We start from the raw sequence: 14,893 nt of genomic DNA, 5'->3' as shown, positions 1-14,893 counted from the left end.
GGTGGAAAGACTGACCCAGCGCTCAATGCTGTCGTAATAGGACTGAGTGCTTCCGCAGTTGTGGCAAGTCGATAACTCCGGCCAGCTATTGCAGAAACTGCTGTTGTGCGATTCGGAGTCGCAGTGCGCATCACACTCCCGGCACCGCGTAATTAGTTGGTAGCCGCTCATGACTCCCTCCCCTCATCGAGCAGCTCCCGCAACTCCCTACGCATCGCATCAACCTCCTCACGCCAGTTGTCGCCGATGGTGCTAGTGATAATTCCGTGGAAGTCGTGGCTGCGTATGGCTGCGAGGACGAGATCGATGCGGCGCAACAGCCCTTCGCTCACCGTCTTGCTGTTGAGGCGCGCACGCGCTTCCCATGCCGACAGCGCTGTCTCGCGGAACTTGTAGAAGCCCGAGTCTTCCCACCATTCTTCGAATGCGCCGTCCTCGTCAACCACCACCCTTGCGCGCAGGGCTGCGACTTCCTCCCTGAGCGCCTGGGTCTCGGATTTTGCAGCTTCAATTCTGTCGTCCGCCACGCTGAGCGCTTCGTGCATCTCAGACAGGAGAAGACCTTTCTTCTCTAGCTCCGAATTGAGTGCGCGCCGCGTTCCTTCAGCGGCTTCCATGTAGTCGTTTTTGTGCTGCCGCAGGGCCGCCACCTGCTGCTCAAGAACCTGATACGGAGTAGGCCGCCCTTCGACTCTTGCCGCGATCATCGCCCAGACCGTTTCGTATTCCGGCCAGTCGCTCTCGACCACAACGCATTCGCTAGTGGGGATTAGGTGTTTGTCCAGCCATACCCGTAACTCTTGCTCAAGCGAGTCGTGGACCCTGCTTTCCGCAGAAAGGTGTTTGCGCTTGATGACGATGAAACGCGCTTCGCGTTTGAACTCACTCATGATCAAAAACTCCCTTCGCTGGCGCGAGTCCTTCAGTACCAATCCACCTCTTTGCCTGAACGTCCTGGATGAACAGCTCTAGCGTGGTGATGGCGCTGTTGTACCCGCGCTGCCAGTCGGATGGTTTTGAGCGCTGCTCAGCACGCAGGCGCTGAATACACTCAAGTATTGTTAGCTCAGCTAGAGCTCTGTTCTGTTTACGCTTCTTTGCGTCTGCAACAGGGCTCTTGAGCTGAGGAAGATTGCGTAGGCATTCAGGCGTATAGGTCATGGGTTACGCACCTTTTCGTTGGTGTCACCGGAATGGTCATTCCCTACTAGCTGAGGCGCGGAGGCGAGCGAACGCAGCGCTTCCATGATTTCGTTAAGACTGATGGTGTAAACCGGACCGTCTGTTGGAAGCGCATTTCCGGATTTTCTACATGCTTCATCCAGCGCTGCTTCGAGCGCCTTGTCCAAGTCAGAAGCATCCGGCACCTGCCCAGCCTGGGCGTCAGGCAGCGCCTCGTACAGTGCTTCCAGCTTCTCGTCGATGCAGGTAAGGCAGACATAGCCACCCATCCAATCAACGCGCAGCGGTGTGTGCTTGCGTACTCCGCAGCCTGCGCAGTTGGTTTCCTGCTCGCTGGCGTAGGTCCATTTCTTCGCCTTCCCAGCCTGGGCGACCGGGACGGCGATCTCTTCGCAGGCCACCAAAACGTAGCGCGCGCCGCACTGCGGACAGGCAGCCGCCATGCAGTTCTCGCTCTGACAGCCAGGGCACTTGTCCTCGGACGGGTCTGGCCCGGTCCAATCGCAATCGTGGCAGGCGGCCAATTCATCGGCTGCGTCGTTGATTCCGTAGTGACCACACCCAAAGCATTGACGCGCCTCGACGTGTACCTTCCCACCCTCCAGCTCGGAGAGCCGGGACTGGGCGGCGTCGCATTCTGCCTGCATGCGGTAGTAGTCCTGCTCTCGCTCACGGGATTGCGCATACTCGCCTTCAAGCTCAGCCCGCAGCACCCCGACGATGCGGTCGTGCTGGGCGAGGGTCATCAGTTCGCGACGCTCAACGGTATAGGAGCGTTCGAACTCCTCGCCTTTCCCTGGGTGCCAGAGACTCCAGCCAGTTTGCGGGCCTGCGGTGACGCGGTACTGCCACGCCACCACCTCCGGCCGCTCCAGCTCCGGCCTAAGCGTTTCGCTCGGTGCCTCATTGAACTTGTCGGCGTGTGGCGCCAGGCCGAGCGGGTCAAGCTCCGGCGCAGGGGAGGGTTGCGCCAGGCCTGCGCCACTGAACAGCATCACCGCCTTGCGCGCATGGATATCGGAATAGGCCTCGATGATCTCGCGCACGTCCTCTCGATCGTCCGGCAGGTAGCCCGCCAGCATCTCGTCCAGGGCGATGGTCGTTCCATGCTTCGGCAGTCGGATGGATTCCAGTGCGCCGGGGGCGTTCCAGTTGCACTGGTCAGCAGTGTGCCCTCCCGCACCGCAGAGGGTGCAGGCTTTCTGTTCGGTCATTGTTCAGTCCTCGGGGTATTGGCGGGTGCCGCGCTCGCCCTGGTCGGCGTCGTTGGCGATTTCGTTGAGCTGGCGCGCGAGCTGGCGGATCTGCTCGGGCACCATGAAGAGGGTTTCGGGCAAGCCCTCGATGCGGCAGTACCCGCCATCCATTGCCTGGCGGTGCTCGACGGTCAGTTGGATGGCTTGCATGGTGTGGGCTCCTTCGGCGGATGGCAGCGGAAGCACGGGCACTCGCCGATGCGCTTTCCGGTAGTGCGGCAGATACGAGGGGCTGTCACGGCTTTACCTCCGGCGCCGGCGGAAGCGGCATCCAGTGGGTCACGGCCCGATCCTCGCCGAGCTCATCCAGCGGGAAGGTCCAGCAGGCGAATCCTGTCTTGGCTCCGTGCCAGTAGGTGGCCCAGCCGACGCCAGGCTGCCCATCGTCGAAGAGAACCGCCACGGTGCCCTGCTCCTCGGTGGGCAGGCACTCGGCGATGGATATCCATTGGCGACAGTCCTGCTGGCCTCGGGCGCGCCCCATGGCATAGGCCTCATCCTGGAAGGCGATCAGTCGGTCAGCGAAGTGCTCGGTGTGGCGACTGTGCAGGGCTTCGATTGCCGACTGGTCGGCGGGGTGGTTGTTTGCAGACACAGGAACTCCTCACCAGCTAACCTGCTGGCTTTCGTTAAAGGGTGAAGGTGATGGGCCTGAAGAAGCCGAATAAGCAGCTACGGAGAGAGCTGCAGGACATTGCGCACATGGGGGAAGAAGCTGCCCATGTGATCTGGCAGGTGGTTAAGACGCTGCCGGAGGATCAGGTAGAGGTACTGATGCAGGCCGTGGGGCTGGTGCATGAGTGCGTCGACAAAGCAAATGCCCTGGCGGACAGGGTGAAAGCCGGGGAGGTCATTGCGACCTGACACCGTAGTGGCGCAGTGCCTTTGGGTGGAGTAATTTCGACTGCTCTACTGGGCTCTTTGGGAGGGGAGTTCGATGGACATTTCGATTCAGCGAGTTGAAACCCTAGGCCCGGACATTTGGCAGGTGCATGCCTGCGGCGCTGTCTTCTCGTTCGGCGACCAGTCCTCAGCTGTAGCCTTTGCCGACAAGCTCAAGGAGCGCGTCGAGGCTGACCACCACATCTCTGAGAGTGTTCTGCAGCGCTGGGCTGAAGAGCACAACCGCATGCTCGACACCGACCTGTCCTGAATTCCACCGGCTGGCGCTGCGGTATTGATTGGGGTACGGTCGAGGCCCGGCATGGGGCCGGATCAAGGAGATGGAATGCCGCAGGAACTTACGTTGGTCTTTACGGCGGTGATTTCAGCACTTGCGGCCTTAGGTGGGGTCGCCCTCACATGGGCACTTGGGAATATTTCTGCGGAAGGTAAAGATCGCCGTCTCGAGCGAGAGAGTTGGCGCCATCGCCTGGAGGATCGATATCTTCAGATACTGACTGATATAGACATATTCCTTCGGCGTGCAAAGAAGGGTGTCAATCTTGATGAAAGTCTCGCCGCATTGGGCGCAGCAATCTTGATATCGGCGGGGGAGCCAGTGAGAGATAGATATAACGCTCTTGCTGAGGCGATACAGGAAATGCTCGATGCAGTGGAGGGCAGCAAGGCATTAATGGGCTATGCGGATGAGCACCCCAGGGCATGGGGGAAGATCATCAACGCAAAGCTTGATTTGGCTTCCACGATGCGGTCCGAAATCGAAGCACTGCGCAATTTCTCCAACTGATCATGCTGCGGGCTCCTTGGTGTCGTTGAAGATGTCGAGCAGGCCTAGTCGCCGCACATGCAGTCGATCAGGTCTTCCTCGTCGGAGAAGTCGAGCTCTAGCGGCATCTGGCGGCCGATCTGATCGGCCATCCATGCCAGAGCTCGGTAGTTTGGCCTGTCCTTCCGGAAGACCTGGCCGCTGCGCTCCTCCGCTTCGATCCACCACCGAGCGCACTCGGGGTTCTCTACGATGGCGCGCAGGATCTTCTCGGGTGACTTGAGGAAGCAGAGGTCGCAGTTGCCAAGGTCGGAATCGATACCCAGGTCGAACAGTTGGCGAGCCCAGAAGCTATTCACGTCTGCCTTCAGCACGCCGGCGTGATACATCGGGGTGACGTTGTCCCAGCGGTTCGAGCCCTTCTGGTTGGCAGCCATCATTCGGTGATACCGCTTTGGCTCGTCGGCGCGGATGCCGATGATTGCGTCCCAGGAGTCGAGGCCGAGCTCGTCGCGCATGTACCAGGTACTGGCCTTGATCTTCATGCGGTCGGTGCACATGCGGTTTACTGGGTTCGGCAGAATTGGTGGTTCGCCTTTCTCCTCTCTGCGGTAGTCTGCGTAATAGCGGAGCATCAGGTCGAAGGGCTGGCCGTCGCGGCTGGCATTCTCGTAATTGACTACCTTCCAACTCAGTCCTTGACCGTACACACCGTCGAATTCCAGCCAAGTGATCGGCACACCCCAGTGGCGCTGGCACTCACGGATGAAGTCCAGCGTTTCCGGGCGTTCCTTCCCGGTGTTCTGGAAAGTCACGTGCACGTCGCTGGGAAGCTGTCCGCCGTGTTCCTCCAGGATGTGGTAGAGCATGAAGCCGGACGAACGCCCGCCGCTGAAGCCGATCTGCGCCGGCCCAGTGATTCGATAGGGGGTCATGGTTTCTCCAGGTAGAGCGCCGCCATAAGCACTGCCGTGGCATTGCTTATCCGGCGTAAGCGGTGTTTTGAGGGGGCTTAGGCGGCCTTCTGCTGATTCCAGGCGCCCACGGCATCGAACACCCGCGCGGCCTGCTCCTCGTCCAGCGAGACGGCGGAGGGAATGGCAATCCAGCCGGACGCCACCAGGTGGTTCGGGTTGCACTCGTCGCGCAGGGCTCGATAGCTCTGCTCGATGGCATCACTCAGATGCTCGGCGCGGTAGATTCCCTGTGGCGCGATCTCGATCGACTTGATGTAGCGCTGGCCGCGCTGGTCGATGCACAGCGCGCTGATGTAGATCGTCCAGCTGTGGGCGATGTCGCAGACCGCATCGGCGATCCGCTGGCCCGGCGGGATGTTCTTGCAGTTCTTCCAGTTCACCATGCCCTGGCGGCCGCTCGGGTCGATGTTCACCACGGCGACGTGGTTAGTGCTGAGCATGGCCCGGCAGGAACGCTCCAGCCGCGCACGCATGTTGTGGGCCTTCCGCTTGCTCATAGGGCCTCCGCGAGTTTTCGAAGCCAGAGGCGCTCCGTTCGGCTGATGCCGGTGCGGCGGCGCTTCAGGACGGTGTCGGGATCTATTCGCTTGGAGCGAGGTGGCATGGGTTTCACGTCGGTGAAGCCTTCCACCTGCTGGGGCTTGATGCCGCTCGCCGTGACGAGCTCGGACAGCCAGGCAGCATCCGCCGCCCGGCGCTCGGGGGTTATTTTGCAGATCATGGGGATGCTCGGGGTGCTGGGCGCCGTTGCGACACCCGGGTGGCGAATCAGCGCGCGCGGAGCGCCTGAACAAGGTAGGGATCGACGTCGGACTGGCGCAGCAGCCACGCCTTGTAGTCGCTCGGCACCTGGTTGATCGGCGTGCCCTTGTGCTTGCCGTAGGGCATGACCGTAGGGATTCGAGCCTTCTCGCTCAGCGCATGGACTTCTTCCCAGGTGTCAGCCGCGTGCCCGGCATCCATGGCGACCTCGAGTAGGAAGCGGAGGACGATGGCGCAGTTGCGGACGTCATCGAGCGCTGCGTGGGCGTTGCGCAACAGTTCACGAGCCTTCGCCTCACGGCCGCTGCGCCGTGCGATCAGGTACATCATGGCCGACTGGGTGTGGCTGTCCTTGTCCGGAAACAGGAAGCGGCTCAGCGCCAAGGTGCAGATGCGCTTGATGGCGGGGTTCTCGCCGGCCATGCGCCAGTCGAAATCGACGTTGTGGCCGATCATCAGGAGCGGGCCGGTGGGGAGGGCGAACTCCTTCGAGTCGCGGCAGCCGACCAGGTCCTGGCATATGATGTGGTGCACTGCCTGGGCGCCAAGGCTGATAGGCACGCTCGGCTTGAAGCGCTCCTGGTAGTGCGGGAGATCCTCCGGAGCCATTGCTGCGAACTGGTAGGGCCGTTCGGGAAGCTCCAGCCAGGCTGCCTCGATGATCTGGTCGGTCTGGTGGTCGGTGCCGGTGGTCTCGGTGTCGAAGATGATGGGCTTCATGAGCCCTCCTTGAATAGGGGCGGCCAGCGCGGCCGCCTGGGTTGGAAGGTCAGGCCGCGGCCTGGTGCTGGTGGTCGGCCAGGTGGCCAGCCTCAATCCATACCGCCTGCATGCCATCAGGCACCTTCGCCATCGGCTCCTTCAGCGTGCCGGCGATGATCACGGTATCGAGCGAAGCGTTGCCGGTGACCGCGCGCAGCAGCTTCACGGCCTGGCCGCGGCTCGGCAGGTCCAGCACGTCGAGGCGGTCCAGTAGGGCCAGCTTCAGCCCCGACAGAATCGCGATCGCCAGGGCCAGCGTGGTATCGCACCGCCAGCGCTCCGACTCCGACAGCAGACCGTAGAGCCGGCCGCCGAAGGTCACGTCGATGTCTGCGCTGATCTGCACCGGCAGCCAGCCGGCGGTGGCCGACATATCGCCGAGCAGCTTGTTCACGGGTCCGATGGCGTCCGCCAGGATCTCCGCCGGAATGCCGGAGGGCGACAGGGCGTCCGCCAACGCGCTCCAGGCGCCGACCTCGATGTGGAAGCCCGCGGCCTTCCTGATCACGTCCTGGCGCCGGGTGGCGGCGTCGAACGCATCCTGAAGCGACTGCAGCTTGGCCTGCACGCGGTCGCGCACCTGGCGCAGCTCGTTGATGGCCTGCTCGCCGTTCTGGATGGCCTCGGCGCTCAGTGCCTCGATGGATTCTGCCTCCAGCGCAGCGATCTGCGCGGCAGCGTCCTCGCACTCCTTCAGGTCGCGCTGGCTGTTCTGCACAGCGCGCTGGGCGACGGCCAGATAGCCGCGGTACTCGGCCAGGCGCTTGGCGGCTTCTGGGTCGGCGACCTTCTCCGGCGGCTGGTGCGCAACCAGCTTTCCGTCCTGCAGGTCAACTACGCCCTGGCAGTGGGGGCAGGTCAGCGGCTCGTGCGCAGGTTTGCCGGCGGCAGCCGTCTCGGCGGCCATAACCTTCTCGGACCACTCGTCCTGCAACTGTTCGTCGGTGGTCAGCTTATTGCGGCGGCGCTCGGCCAGGCCGGCGACCTCTCGCAGTTGGGCGATCTTCGCTTGGCGCTGTCCGGCGGCCGCTGCTGCCTGCTTGTGCGCGCCCAGGGTCTGCTGGGCCTCGGCCAGATCCTGCTCGGCGCCCTGCAGCTCGGCGCGCGCGGCGTCGACGTCCTCGGCGTTGACCACAACCTGCGGCAGATCCGGCTCCCAGCCCTCGGCCTTGTCGCTGCCGTAGTTCTCGCCGGTGATCGCCTTCCAGGCGCCGCGTGCCTCGCTGGCGTAATCCTTGGCCTGGGCGACGGCAGCGGGAAAGCCGGAGCGGAGCAGGGGCTTCACCTTCTCGAACAGCTGCAGGTCGATGCCCTTGGCCTGGATGCGCTTGGCCACTTCCGCCGGGCTGGCGCTGGCGCCGGTCAGGCTGAACAGCAGTTTTCGGCGCTCGTCGGCCTTCTGCGCAGCGAACAAGCTGGCGTCCAGCACGAAGGGAAGGAACGGCGCATCGACCAGGGGCGAGCCCTTGCCGGCCGGCAGCGCGATGCCGCAGACCTGCTCATTACCATCGGCGTCGAGCCAGGTGACGCGGGCCTCGCCCTTCTTGGCGCCCTCGTTGACCAGCTGCGCCATGTCCTTCTTCAGCGACACGCGCCGCGGCTGGCCGGTGAAGGCCATGCTGATCGAGTCGAGCAGGCTGCTTTTACCGGCGCCGTTCGGCCCGGCCACCAGCAGCAGGGGAGCAGAAACAACAAGGGCTGCATGCTGCAGCCCTTGGACGTTGGTGATTTCGAGGTTCGTGATGCGCATGGATCACTCCAGGTTGACGGGTTCGTCGGTAGCCGGCGGCGCGGCTACGGTTACTCGGTATGCATTTAAGTCCGGGGTGGTACCTTCGGTTTCGAGGACGATCACGCCGGCGTCCAGCAGCTGCAGAGCGACGCGCAGCGCCTCGTCGGTGCTCAGGGCGAAGCGCGATTGCAGCCACGCCACGTCCAGCGAGTCACGGCGCAGCACCAGAGTGGTGATGTCGTCGAGAGTGTGGCCGCCGAAGGTCTCCGCCTGGCTGGCGCCGGCGAGCAGGTCCTCGCCATAGCCCTGCTCGCCGCCGGCCCAGGCGCCTTCCTCCTGCATGTCATGGTCGCCGCCGTTGAGCTCCAGCTCGTTCTGGTCCGGATCGGGCTGCACCTCTTCCATGCCCTCCAGGTACTGGGCGGCGTCGGCCACTACCAGCATGCAGACTTTGCCGGTGCGGTCGATCAGGTCGTGGCGCAGCGGGTTGAACTGGCTGACTTTGAAAGTGGCCTTGATGCCTTCCTTGATCGCCACCGACTCGAGGATGCCGTCGATGGCCGGGCGCTCGCCGGCAGAGATCAGCTTCACGGCGTGCTTCACGGCGCGGTCAACGGTGCTGCGCAGGCGGTCGATGACGTCGGCCTGGCGCTTCTCGGACAGCTTCGGCCAGACGTCCGGCAGGACGCGGACCTCTTGCAGAAGGACCTGGAGCAGGTCGCGCCCGAGGGTTTCGGCGGTGATCGAGACGATGGAGGGCGTCGGCTGGTCCTCGGAGATCTGGTCGACGATGTCTTCAGCGATGGTGGCGGCGGCTTGTGCGGTCATTTGCTGGCGTTCCTACTGGTTGGCGATGCGTTCGAGGGTGGTGTGCTGGGATTCGCTGAGGAACATGCGCGCGCCGAAGCGTTGAAAGTTGGCGCGCATGTCCGCGGTGAATTGCTCTTCCCAGGTGTTGGCGGCGTTGAGTTCGGCGGCGCCGAGGAGCGTGGTGAACTCCTCGACGCGCTCGAACTGCTCTTCGATGGTCTGGCTGGCCATGGCCGGTTACTCGAAGTTGAGGCCTTCGTCGTCGCCGGCGCCCTGCTGCTGGGCGCTCGGCTCGACGATTTCACCGGTCTCGGTGTTCACGCCCTCAGGCACCTCGGCCTCTTCCTCAACGTCGACCACCGCTGGCGGCTCGGGCTCTCTGTCGCGAAGGTCGTCGACGTGCACCGGCGTGGCCTCGCCCTGGATGTCGGTGTCGCGGGGCTCGATGTAATCGTTGAGCTCCTCGACCGTTTGCAGGCCCATCAGCAGCTCGGGGGCGTACAGGCGGCCCAAGAGGCTCGCCGCGCGGTAGCGCAGCATGACCTCGGGCATGGTCAGCCACTTGCTGCCGTTCTTGGTCAGCCAGCCCTCGTCGATGGCCATCTGCATGGACACGGTCGGGCCATCCAGGCGATCGCCGGTTTCCTTCTCGATCACCCAGGCCGTGCAGGTGCGGTGATGGATCTTCGCCTTGCGCTTCTCGGTGACCTTCTTCCCGTCCTTCCAGAAGGTGGTGCTGTACTCGATCTCCTCGGCCTTCCCGGGCTCGCTCAGGTCGAAGCGCAACGGGCTGAAGCGGCCGCAGCTGTTGATCGAGGCGATGATGAACTGGCTGGACCAGCTGGGCCGGCCTTCGATGACGTAGAGGTTCTGCATAACCATGAGTGGGTCGGCGCCCATGCGCTGGGCCATGTTCAGCGCCACGATGCAGTTCGGCAGGCCGGCGCCATTCGGGGTGTGGCCGACGACCTTGCCGTACTCCTTGACCTCGGCGAAGGCGCGGTACTGGACCGGCACCAGGGTGGACGCGCTGAGTGCCTTGGCGACGCGTTGGATCTGTTCGAAGCCGGCGCCGGTCAGCAGCGACATCGGGGCATCACTGGCCTTGGCTACAGCGCTGGTTTGCAGGCTTGCGAGGGTGGTGGTCTGGCTCATGCCGCGTGCTCCTTGTAGCCCATGAATTTTCGGTAGTCGGCTTCGCTGGCGATGCTCACCCGGCGGTGCTCGTCGGGCTTGTCCGGCTTGTTGTTCTGCTTGCGCTGGGATTCCAGGAAACGCTGGCGGTCCCACACGCGGTGATGGCTCACGATCTCCCGGTACTTGCCGGTGGGGTCGGTGAGGCGGATGTAGATGTCTTCTGCCTTCATGGGCTTCCTCATTCGTGGTAGGGGCAGGTCGCCCAGCGCGGGCAGTATTTCGGGCTGCACAGCGGGCTTTGCGGGTTCGGAGGGAAGAGGCCGCTGCGGAACATGTCCGCAGCGAAATGGATCAGGCCTCGGTGCTCTTCGGTGCCGACCATGACCTCGCGGGCGCCGATGATTTCGCCGGTCGCCGCCTCGGGCTTGCCCTTGGTCTTCAGGCCGATGATCTCGGCCGGCGCCGTGATCCGGTCACCGGTGGTGTGCTCGTAGAGCAGCTCGTAGGTACCGATCTGCGGCTTGTGGCCCTTGGTCTTGGCCGCGCCATGGCTCACTGCGGCGCCGCCGGTCTTCACGTCGGCGATGCCGATGCCGTAGGAGTCGCGCTTGATCCGCGCCCGGTCCAGCTGGCCGGTGAGCCGGACGATGATCCCGCCGCCGCAGTCGATCTCCATCGGCTTGGTGGTCAGCTCGACGGCCACGAAGTCGTAGTGCGGGCTGATGTCGTTGCAGTACTTCGTGTGCAGGGCCAGGCCGGTGGCCTCGGCCTCACGCATAGAGAGGTCGGCGCCGCGCCAGTCCACCTCGAACTCTGGCTGCTGCAGGGTGTGCACCAGCAACTCGGACGCATCGTAGGCACTGATGGGCTCACCATTCACCCGGGCGGCGTCGAAGGCAGCGGTGCTGGCGTGGATCGCGGTCCCCAGCAGCGCGCGCGGCGAGGAGGGGCTGCGAATCTTGAGGAGGTGGACGCCTTCCCATTTGAAAGCGCAGTCGAACAGCGCGCCCCAGGACGAGGCGCGCACCGTGGTTACGGAGTTCATGGGGTTCTCACTTCGCAGCGACGGCCGCGACAGGTTGCTCGGCCGTCAGGTGGCCGCCGAGGGCCGGGCCGATGATCAGGGAGAGGTAGAGGGCGACGGCACCGAAGGCGCCGAGGAGAGTGGCTTTGCGCTTGGCGTTCATGACGGCGTAGCCTCCGGCTCGATGTGCAGCCAGGTCCGCTGCAAAACGTCCACGGCGCGTGCGGTGCCGCAGTACTTCTCGATGCCGCGCGCGGTTTTGCTGATCACCATCTCTCCGGCTTTCCGGACATCCTCCGGCGTGGCGCAGCCGCAAGCGCGGAAGTACTGGCCAAGGAGGTGATCCGCCAGCGCATCGGCTTCCTTGGAGGTGATCATCGCCGCACCCCCAGACTCTTCCGGCCACCCTTGATGGTCAGCGCCATGCGGCGTGGCAGGTTCGCCACTAGGGTCTCGCGCGGTAGGCCGAGCGCAGCGGCAACGTCGGCGCCGGCCGGCATGATCATCCGTTCGACTTCGGCCAGCTGGTCGTCAATGAGCGAGGTGACAGGGCGCGTGGACATGGTCCGTTCCTCCAATGAGTTTCACGATCTTCTGTTGGCGCAGCTCGGCGCGGCGCAGACGGACTGTGGTGGCGGCTTCCTTCGTCAGCACCAGCTCTTGCCGGTCGCCGATGTCGCCCAGGGCGTAGGCCATCTGGATCATCCCGATTGCCACGTCGTCGCTCGGGTAGTCCGAGCGGGACTGCCGCTCGATCTCATGCCTGATCAGCTTCCAGGCCTTCTCGGTTCTGCTGGTCATCGCTGGTGTCCTCGGGTTCGTCGTCAGGCTCCGGATCGGGCTGATCCCAGAGCGGGTCGCTCGCCAGGTCGTAGGCGAGCTGCGCATTGCCAAACGCCGCGCGACTGCGGCGCTCGCGGTAGCTGGTGAGCATGGGGATGTCCTCGGTGTCGCCGGCATGCGGATGAACGCTCGCGCCGCCGGGATGACCCGATGGGGAGGCGGGGAGCGTTCATGCGGATGCGGGCGGAAAAAGAACCCGGCCGAAGCCGGGCGAAGGATGGGGGTCTGATGCTCGTCGCATCGGAATAGGTGGCCGGAGCTGATCCCGGCATTTCGCGTACAAGACCTTGAGTCGTTTCACCCCAGCGACTTCTGGGAGACTCCGCACTTGGAGTTACAAGGCCCCTCCGGTCAGCCCCGGCATTCACCTATTCCGATGCGCCCTGGCTGGGCCAGGGGATCGGGTCAGGCGTACATCCGCACCGTGACGTAGCCATTGCTGGAAACCACATGATCCCAGCGGTTAAACCAGATGATTCCGCCGAACTTCTTCATGGCGGCCTGGCGAACCTGGATCACCACGTCATCTGGCGTTTCACCTTTCTCAGGCAGCGCGAGCCAGTCCAGGCGCTCGCCGTTGCTCAGGTGTCCATCGACGTTGAACTGAGCCATCTCTCATCCCTCAATCTGGAAGTGGCGGCGTGCGACCTGCTCCCCGATTTCATCGAGAAGGTTTTCCGCGCCGAAGTGGTTAACGATCTGCTCGATGTCGAAGTTCTCCAGCACCGAGGCGCCGTCCGCATCGAAGGCCGAGACGCCCACCGTCGTGCGACTGGAAGGGTCCACATCGATCTTGTAAGCGTTGAAATTCAAAACGCTGATGTTCATCAGCCCATCCTCCTGGTTGTCATCCCAAAGCCGCCTCATCGAAGCGGCTTCAGTGATGCTCGGTGTCGCCCCGCGTTCGCCTAACTGGGCTTCTACAACCCGCGGGTGGTGCTTCTGGCTGTCGATGCCGGATTACTCGCCATCCGGCCGGGCACTCCATCTCGCTGATTCCGCTGTGCCGGTGGCGCGCCTTCGTCTCAGGCATCCGGCAGGGAGCAGTCGCAGCGCGCCTCGGTGGTTGCTGGCTCCAGTCGCACCAGCAGGTCGAGACGGCCCGGTAACCAGAGCCAGGCATGGGCGGGTTCTCCCGCAATAGCAGTCGTGTTTTGCCTCCGTCGCTCAGGCGAACCTGTCGGGACTGCGGAGGGATCGAGATTGTGAAAGAGCGCGGCTCGGTGGCCTGGCCGGCGGTGTGTTGCCGGTGTGATTAGATAATCACGCAACGTGTTTATTCTGTCAAACACAAACCGTGATTTATTTTTCTGCGGGCATGAAAAAGCCCGCGCTCGGCGGGCTTCGTCGGAATGGGGTTGGCTACCAGTCGGTGCCGGGGTGCGGCCAGGACACCTCGACGGTTCCGTCCTGTAGGCGACTGAGCGTGACGGAATCCTCCTGGCCGAGCTCATCGAGGAGCTGCAGCCAGGCCTCCTCGGGCTCATCCGGCATGCGCGAGATGACGGAGCGGCGCTCCAGCTGCGCGCGCGGCGTCAGCAGTTGCTTCTGGATGCGCAGGGCCAGGAGTTCGTAAGGGGTAGGGGTGTGTTGCACGACTGCTTTGCGGGCCATACAGGCTCTCCTATGCTGTATGGATATACAGTATTCCGACGAACGGCATTCGGCAAGCAGGAAAAGAAAAGCCCGGCTCTAGGCCGGGCTTTCTGGGATGGAGGGCGAAGAATTAGAGAGTGCCGCGCGGCTGCTTCGCGTCGATCACGCGCCCGATGATGTCCCAGGCATCGTCCATCTCGACCGGGTCGAACTTCGTGTTCAGTGGCATGAGGTATTCACGGCCGGCGTCGTAGATGTACTGCTTGAAGGTGGTCTCGCCGTCGCGGTGACGGGCGATGTAGAACTTGCCGCTGACCAGGTCGAAGCCCTCGGGCTTGATCAGGATCGGCGTGCCATCCGGGAAGCTCGGCGGCGTGGGCGACGTCATCGACGGTCCCTTCACGATCAGCCAGTAGCCGTGCGGGCCGGCGTTCTCGGTCGACGGCAGCCAGTCCTCGGCAACGCCAGGCGCGAAGTTGTCCGGCGAGTCGGCGCGCTGGCCGGCGGCGACCCAGCTGATCACCGGGTAGGTGCGCGGCTCGCGAGAAGGCTGCAGGGCCATCTCGACGTTCTGCAGGCGCTCGCCCGGGGCCCTGGCCGTGCCGATCAGGTCGGCAACGGAGATGCCGAGGGCCTTGGCCATCAGCTCCAAGTCATCGAGCGAAGGCTCTCGCGTGTCCTTCTCATAGTTGCCGATGCGCGATTGAGATCCCCACCCGCAAGCCTTGGCCAGGCCGGCCTGGGAGATGCCCTTCAGTTTGCGGAAATGCGCGATGCGCGAGCCGAGAGTGTCCATGCTCGGGATTGTAATCACGCTCTGAAATAAATCCCGTTCACTAATTGTGTTTGCACTCATCACGTTGCGTGTTTATCCTGTTTGCAATGACTCACATGGAGCCAGTCAATGAACCGTATTCGTGAAACCCGCGAGGGCGCCCGGATTTCCCAGGCCACGCTGCACCGCCGCCTCGGTTGGAAGCAGTCGCGCCTGGCGAACTACGAAAGCGGCGCCCGAACCCCGAGCCTCGATGACTCTCGCGCCATCGTTGCTGCCCTGAATGAACTCGGTGTGGCCTGCTCTCTCGGGGAGGTATTCCCCGAGCCTGAGCAGTCGGCCATTCCCGTCCAGATGGCGTCCTGACC

28 protein-coding genes are annotated in these 14,893 nt (G+C 63.6%); 4 read left to right on the top strand and 24 right to left on the bottom strand.

The genetic code is table 11. The features are described 5' to 3' along the window. Positions 1-167: 167 nt before the first annotated feature. The 5 genes from BLQ74_RS22780 to BLQ74_RS22765 all read right to left on the bottom strand — a co-directional run bounded on the left by BLQ74_RS22780 (position 168) and on the right by BLQ74_RS22765 (position 3,033). Positions 168-890 carry a hypothetical protein gene (locus tag BLQ74_RS22780; RefSeq protein WP_139199111.1) on the bottom strand — a complete coding sequence of 241 codons (723 nt, stop codon included), beginning with the start codon at positions 888-890 and terminating at the stop codon, positions 168-170. Further along, positions 883-1,161, bottom strand: coding sequence for a hypothetical protein (locus BLQ74_RS27205; RefSeq protein ID WP_212633162.1), 279 nt, complete (start codon positions 1,159-1,161; stop codon positions 883-885). The genes BLQ74_RS22780 and BLQ74_RS27205 overlap by 8 nt, the downstream gene beginning before the upstream one ends. Then, the gene (locus BLQ74_RS27200; protein ID WP_139199110.1) at positions 1,158-2,396 is read right to left on the bottom strand and encodes a hypothetical protein; all 1,239 of its coding nucleotides are present in this window, start codon (positions 2,394-2,396) and stop codon (positions 1,158-1,160) included. The genes BLQ74_RS27205 and BLQ74_RS27200 overlap by 4 nt, the downstream gene beginning before the upstream one ends. 3 nt (positions 2,397-2,399) lie before the next feature. Beyond that, positions 2,400-2,588 (bottom strand): hypothetical protein, encoded by a 189-nt coding sequence (locus tag BLQ74_RS22770; RefSeq protein WP_090266930.1) that lies wholly within the window; start codon positions 2,586-2,588, stop codon positions 2,400-2,402. Between the two features lie 85 nt (positions 2,589-2,673). Further along, positions 2,674-3,033, bottom strand: coding sequence for a DUF551 domain-containing protein (locus tag BLQ74_RS22765; RefSeq protein ID WP_090266927.1), 360 nt, complete (start codon positions 3,031-3,033; stop codon positions 2,674-2,676). Between the two features lie 50 nt (positions 3,034-3,083). Between BLQ74_RS22765 and BLQ74_RS22760 the strand changes: the two genes are divergently transcribed. The 3 genes from BLQ74_RS22760 (at position 3,084) to BLQ74_RS22750 (ending at position 4,128) form a co-directional block, all read left to right on the top strand. After that, on the top strand, positions 3,084-3,302 hold the full coding sequence (locus tag BLQ74_RS22760) for a hypothetical protein (RefSeq protein ID WP_090266924.1): 219 nt from the start codon (positions 3,084-3,086) through the stop codon (positions 3,300-3,302). 73 nt (positions 3,303-3,375) lie between these two features. Continuing rightward, complete coding sequence (locus tag BLQ74_RS22755) at positions 3,376-3,591, top strand: hypothetical protein (RefSeq protein WP_090266920.1); 216 nt, start codon at positions 3,376-3,378, stop codon at positions 3,589-3,591. A gap of 75 nt (positions 3,592-3,666) precedes the next feature. Next, complete coding sequence (locus BLQ74_RS22750; protein ID WP_090266916.1) at positions 3,667-4,128, top strand: hypothetical protein; 462 nt, start codon at positions 3,667-3,669, stop codon at positions 4,126-4,128. A 44-nt stretch (positions 4,129-4,172) separates the two neighbouring features. On the opposite strand, the gene BLQ74_RS22745 is transcribed toward BLQ74_RS22750, so the two are convergent. The 19 genes from BLQ74_RS22745 to BLQ74_RS22665 all read right to left on the bottom strand — a co-directional run bounded on the left by BLQ74_RS22745 (position 4,173) and on the right by BLQ74_RS22665 (position 14,546). Then, positions 4,173-5,042 (bottom strand): adenine nucleotide alpha hydrolase family protein, encoded by an 870-nt coding sequence (locus BLQ74_RS22745; RefSeq protein WP_090266912.1) that lies wholly within the window; start codon positions 5,040-5,042, stop codon positions 4,173-4,175. Between the two features lie 77 nt (positions 5,043-5,119). Next, entirely contained in the window at positions 5,120-5,581 is a 462-nt protein-coding gene (locus BLQ74_RS22740; protein WP_090266909.1) for a hypothetical protein, read from the bottom strand. After that, the gene (locus BLQ74_RS22735) at positions 5,578-5,805 is read right to left on the bottom strand and encodes a hypothetical protein (RefSeq protein WP_090266906.1); all 228 of its coding nucleotides are present in this window, start codon (positions 5,803-5,805) and stop codon (positions 5,578-5,580) included. The genes BLQ74_RS22740 and BLQ74_RS22735 overlap by 4 nt, the downstream gene beginning before the upstream one ends. Before the next feature lie 47 nt (positions 5,806-5,852). After that, on the bottom strand, positions 5,853-6,566 hold the full coding sequence (locus tag BLQ74_RS22730; protein ID WP_090266902.1) for a putative quorum-sensing-regulated virulence factor: 714 nt from the start codon (positions 6,564-6,566) through the stop codon (positions 5,853-5,855). A 49-nt stretch (positions 6,567-6,615) separates the two neighbouring features. Further along, positions 6,616-8,358 (bottom strand): AAA family ATPase, encoded by a 1,743-nt coding sequence (locus BLQ74_RS22725; RefSeq protein ID WP_090266899.1) that lies wholly within the window; start codon positions 8,356-8,358, stop codon positions 6,616-6,618. Positions 8,359-8,361: 3 nt separating this feature from the next. Beyond that, the gene (locus tag BLQ74_RS22720; protein ID WP_090266896.1) at positions 8,362-9,168 is read right to left on the bottom strand and encodes a cell division protein FtsK; all 807 of its coding nucleotides are present in this window, start codon (positions 9,166-9,168) and stop codon (positions 8,362-8,364) included. A 12-nt stretch (positions 9,169-9,180) separates the two neighbouring features. Continuing rightward, complete coding sequence (locus tag BLQ74_RS22715; protein ID WP_090266893.1) at positions 9,181-9,381, bottom strand: hypothetical protein; 201 nt, start codon at positions 9,379-9,381, stop codon at positions 9,181-9,183. A 6-nt stretch (positions 9,382-9,387) separates the two neighbouring features. Further along, complete coding sequence (locus tag BLQ74_RS22710) at positions 9,388-10,305, bottom strand: hypothetical protein (RefSeq protein WP_090266889.1); 918 nt, start codon at positions 10,303-10,305, stop codon at positions 9,388-9,390. Further along, the gene (locus BLQ74_RS22705) at positions 10,302-10,517 is read right to left on the bottom strand and encodes a hypothetical protein (protein WP_090266885.1); all 216 of its coding nucleotides are present in this window, start codon (positions 10,515-10,517) and stop codon (positions 10,302-10,304) included. Before BLQ74_RS22705 ends, BLQ74_RS22710 begins: the two co-directional genes overlap by 4 nt. 8 nt (positions 10,518-10,525) lie before the next feature. Beyond that, positions 10,526-11,332, bottom strand: coding sequence for a RecB family exonuclease (locus tag BLQ74_RS22700; protein ID WP_090266881.1), 807 nt, complete (start codon positions 11,330-11,332; stop codon positions 10,526-10,528). 7 nt (positions 11,333-11,339) lie between these two features. After that, positions 11,340-11,474, bottom strand: coding sequence for a hypothetical protein (locus tag BLQ74_RS27990; protein WP_280139889.1), 135 nt, complete (start codon positions 11,472-11,474; stop codon positions 11,340-11,342). Next, a complete protein-coding gene (locus BLQ74_RS22695; protein WP_090266877.1) occupies positions 11,471-11,689 on the bottom strand; it encodes a hypothetical protein in 219 nt (72 codons plus the stop codon). The genes BLQ74_RS27990 and BLQ74_RS22695 overlap by 4 nt, the downstream gene beginning before the upstream one ends. Then, the gene (locus tag BLQ74_RS22690) at positions 11,686-11,874 is read right to left on the bottom strand and encodes a hypothetical protein (protein ID WP_090266874.1); all 189 of its coding nucleotides are present in this window, start codon (positions 11,872-11,874) and stop codon (positions 11,686-11,688) included. Before BLQ74_RS22690 ends, BLQ74_RS22695 begins: the two co-directional genes overlap by 4 nt. Next, on the bottom strand, positions 11,843-12,112 hold the full coding sequence (locus tag BLQ74_RS22685) for a hypothetical protein (protein WP_090266870.1): 270 nt from the start codon (positions 12,110-12,112) through the stop codon (positions 11,843-11,845). The genes BLQ74_RS22690 and BLQ74_RS22685 overlap by 32 nt, the downstream gene beginning before the upstream one ends. Next, complete coding sequence (locus BLQ74_RS27475) at positions 12,069-12,245, bottom strand: hypothetical protein (protein WP_170842853.1); 177 nt, start codon at positions 12,243-12,245, stop codon at positions 12,069-12,071. The genes BLQ74_RS22685 and BLQ74_RS27475 overlap by 44 nt, the downstream gene beginning before the upstream one ends. Positions 12,246-12,559: 314 nt before the next feature. Beyond that, positions 12,560-12,766 (bottom strand): hypothetical protein, encoded by a 207-nt coding sequence (locus BLQ74_RS22680; RefSeq protein WP_090266868.1) that lies wholly within the window; start codon positions 12,764-12,766, stop codon positions 12,560-12,562. A gap of 3 nt (positions 12,767-12,769) precedes the next feature. Beyond that, positions 12,770-12,982 (bottom strand): hypothetical protein, encoded by a 213-nt coding sequence (locus tag BLQ74_RS22675; protein WP_090266865.1) that lies wholly within the window; start codon positions 12,980-12,982, stop codon positions 12,770-12,772. 534 nt (positions 12,983-13,516) lie between these two features. After that, a complete protein-coding gene (locus tag BLQ74_RS22670) occupies positions 13,517-13,768 on the bottom strand; it encodes a DUF1654 domain-containing protein (RefSeq protein WP_090266862.1) in 252 nt (83 codons plus the stop codon). Positions 13,769-13,880: 112 nt separating this feature from the next. Continuing rightward, positions 13,881-14,546, bottom strand: coding sequence for a LexA family protein (locus BLQ74_RS22665; protein WP_090266858.1), 666 nt, complete (start codon positions 14,544-14,546; stop codon positions 13,881-13,883). A 108-nt stretch (positions 14,547-14,654) separates the two neighbouring features. Here BLQ74_RS22665 and BLQ74_RS22660 point away from each other — a divergent pair, with 108 nt between their 5' ends. After that, on the top strand, positions 14,655-14,891 hold the full coding sequence (locus tag BLQ74_RS22660) for a helix-turn-helix domain-containing protein (RefSeq protein ID WP_090266853.1): 237 nt from the start codon (positions 14,655-14,657) through the stop codon (positions 14,889-14,891). Positions 14,892-14,893: the final 2 nt, after the last annotated feature.

This window comes from Pseudomonas panipatensis (genome assembly GCF_900099785.1).
Classification (GTDB): domain Bacteria; phylum Pseudomonadota; class Gammaproteobacteria; order Pseudomonadales; family Pseudomonadaceae; genus Pseudomonas; species Pseudomonas panipatensis.
This window is presented reverse-complemented; position numbering and strand designations above follow the sequence as displayed.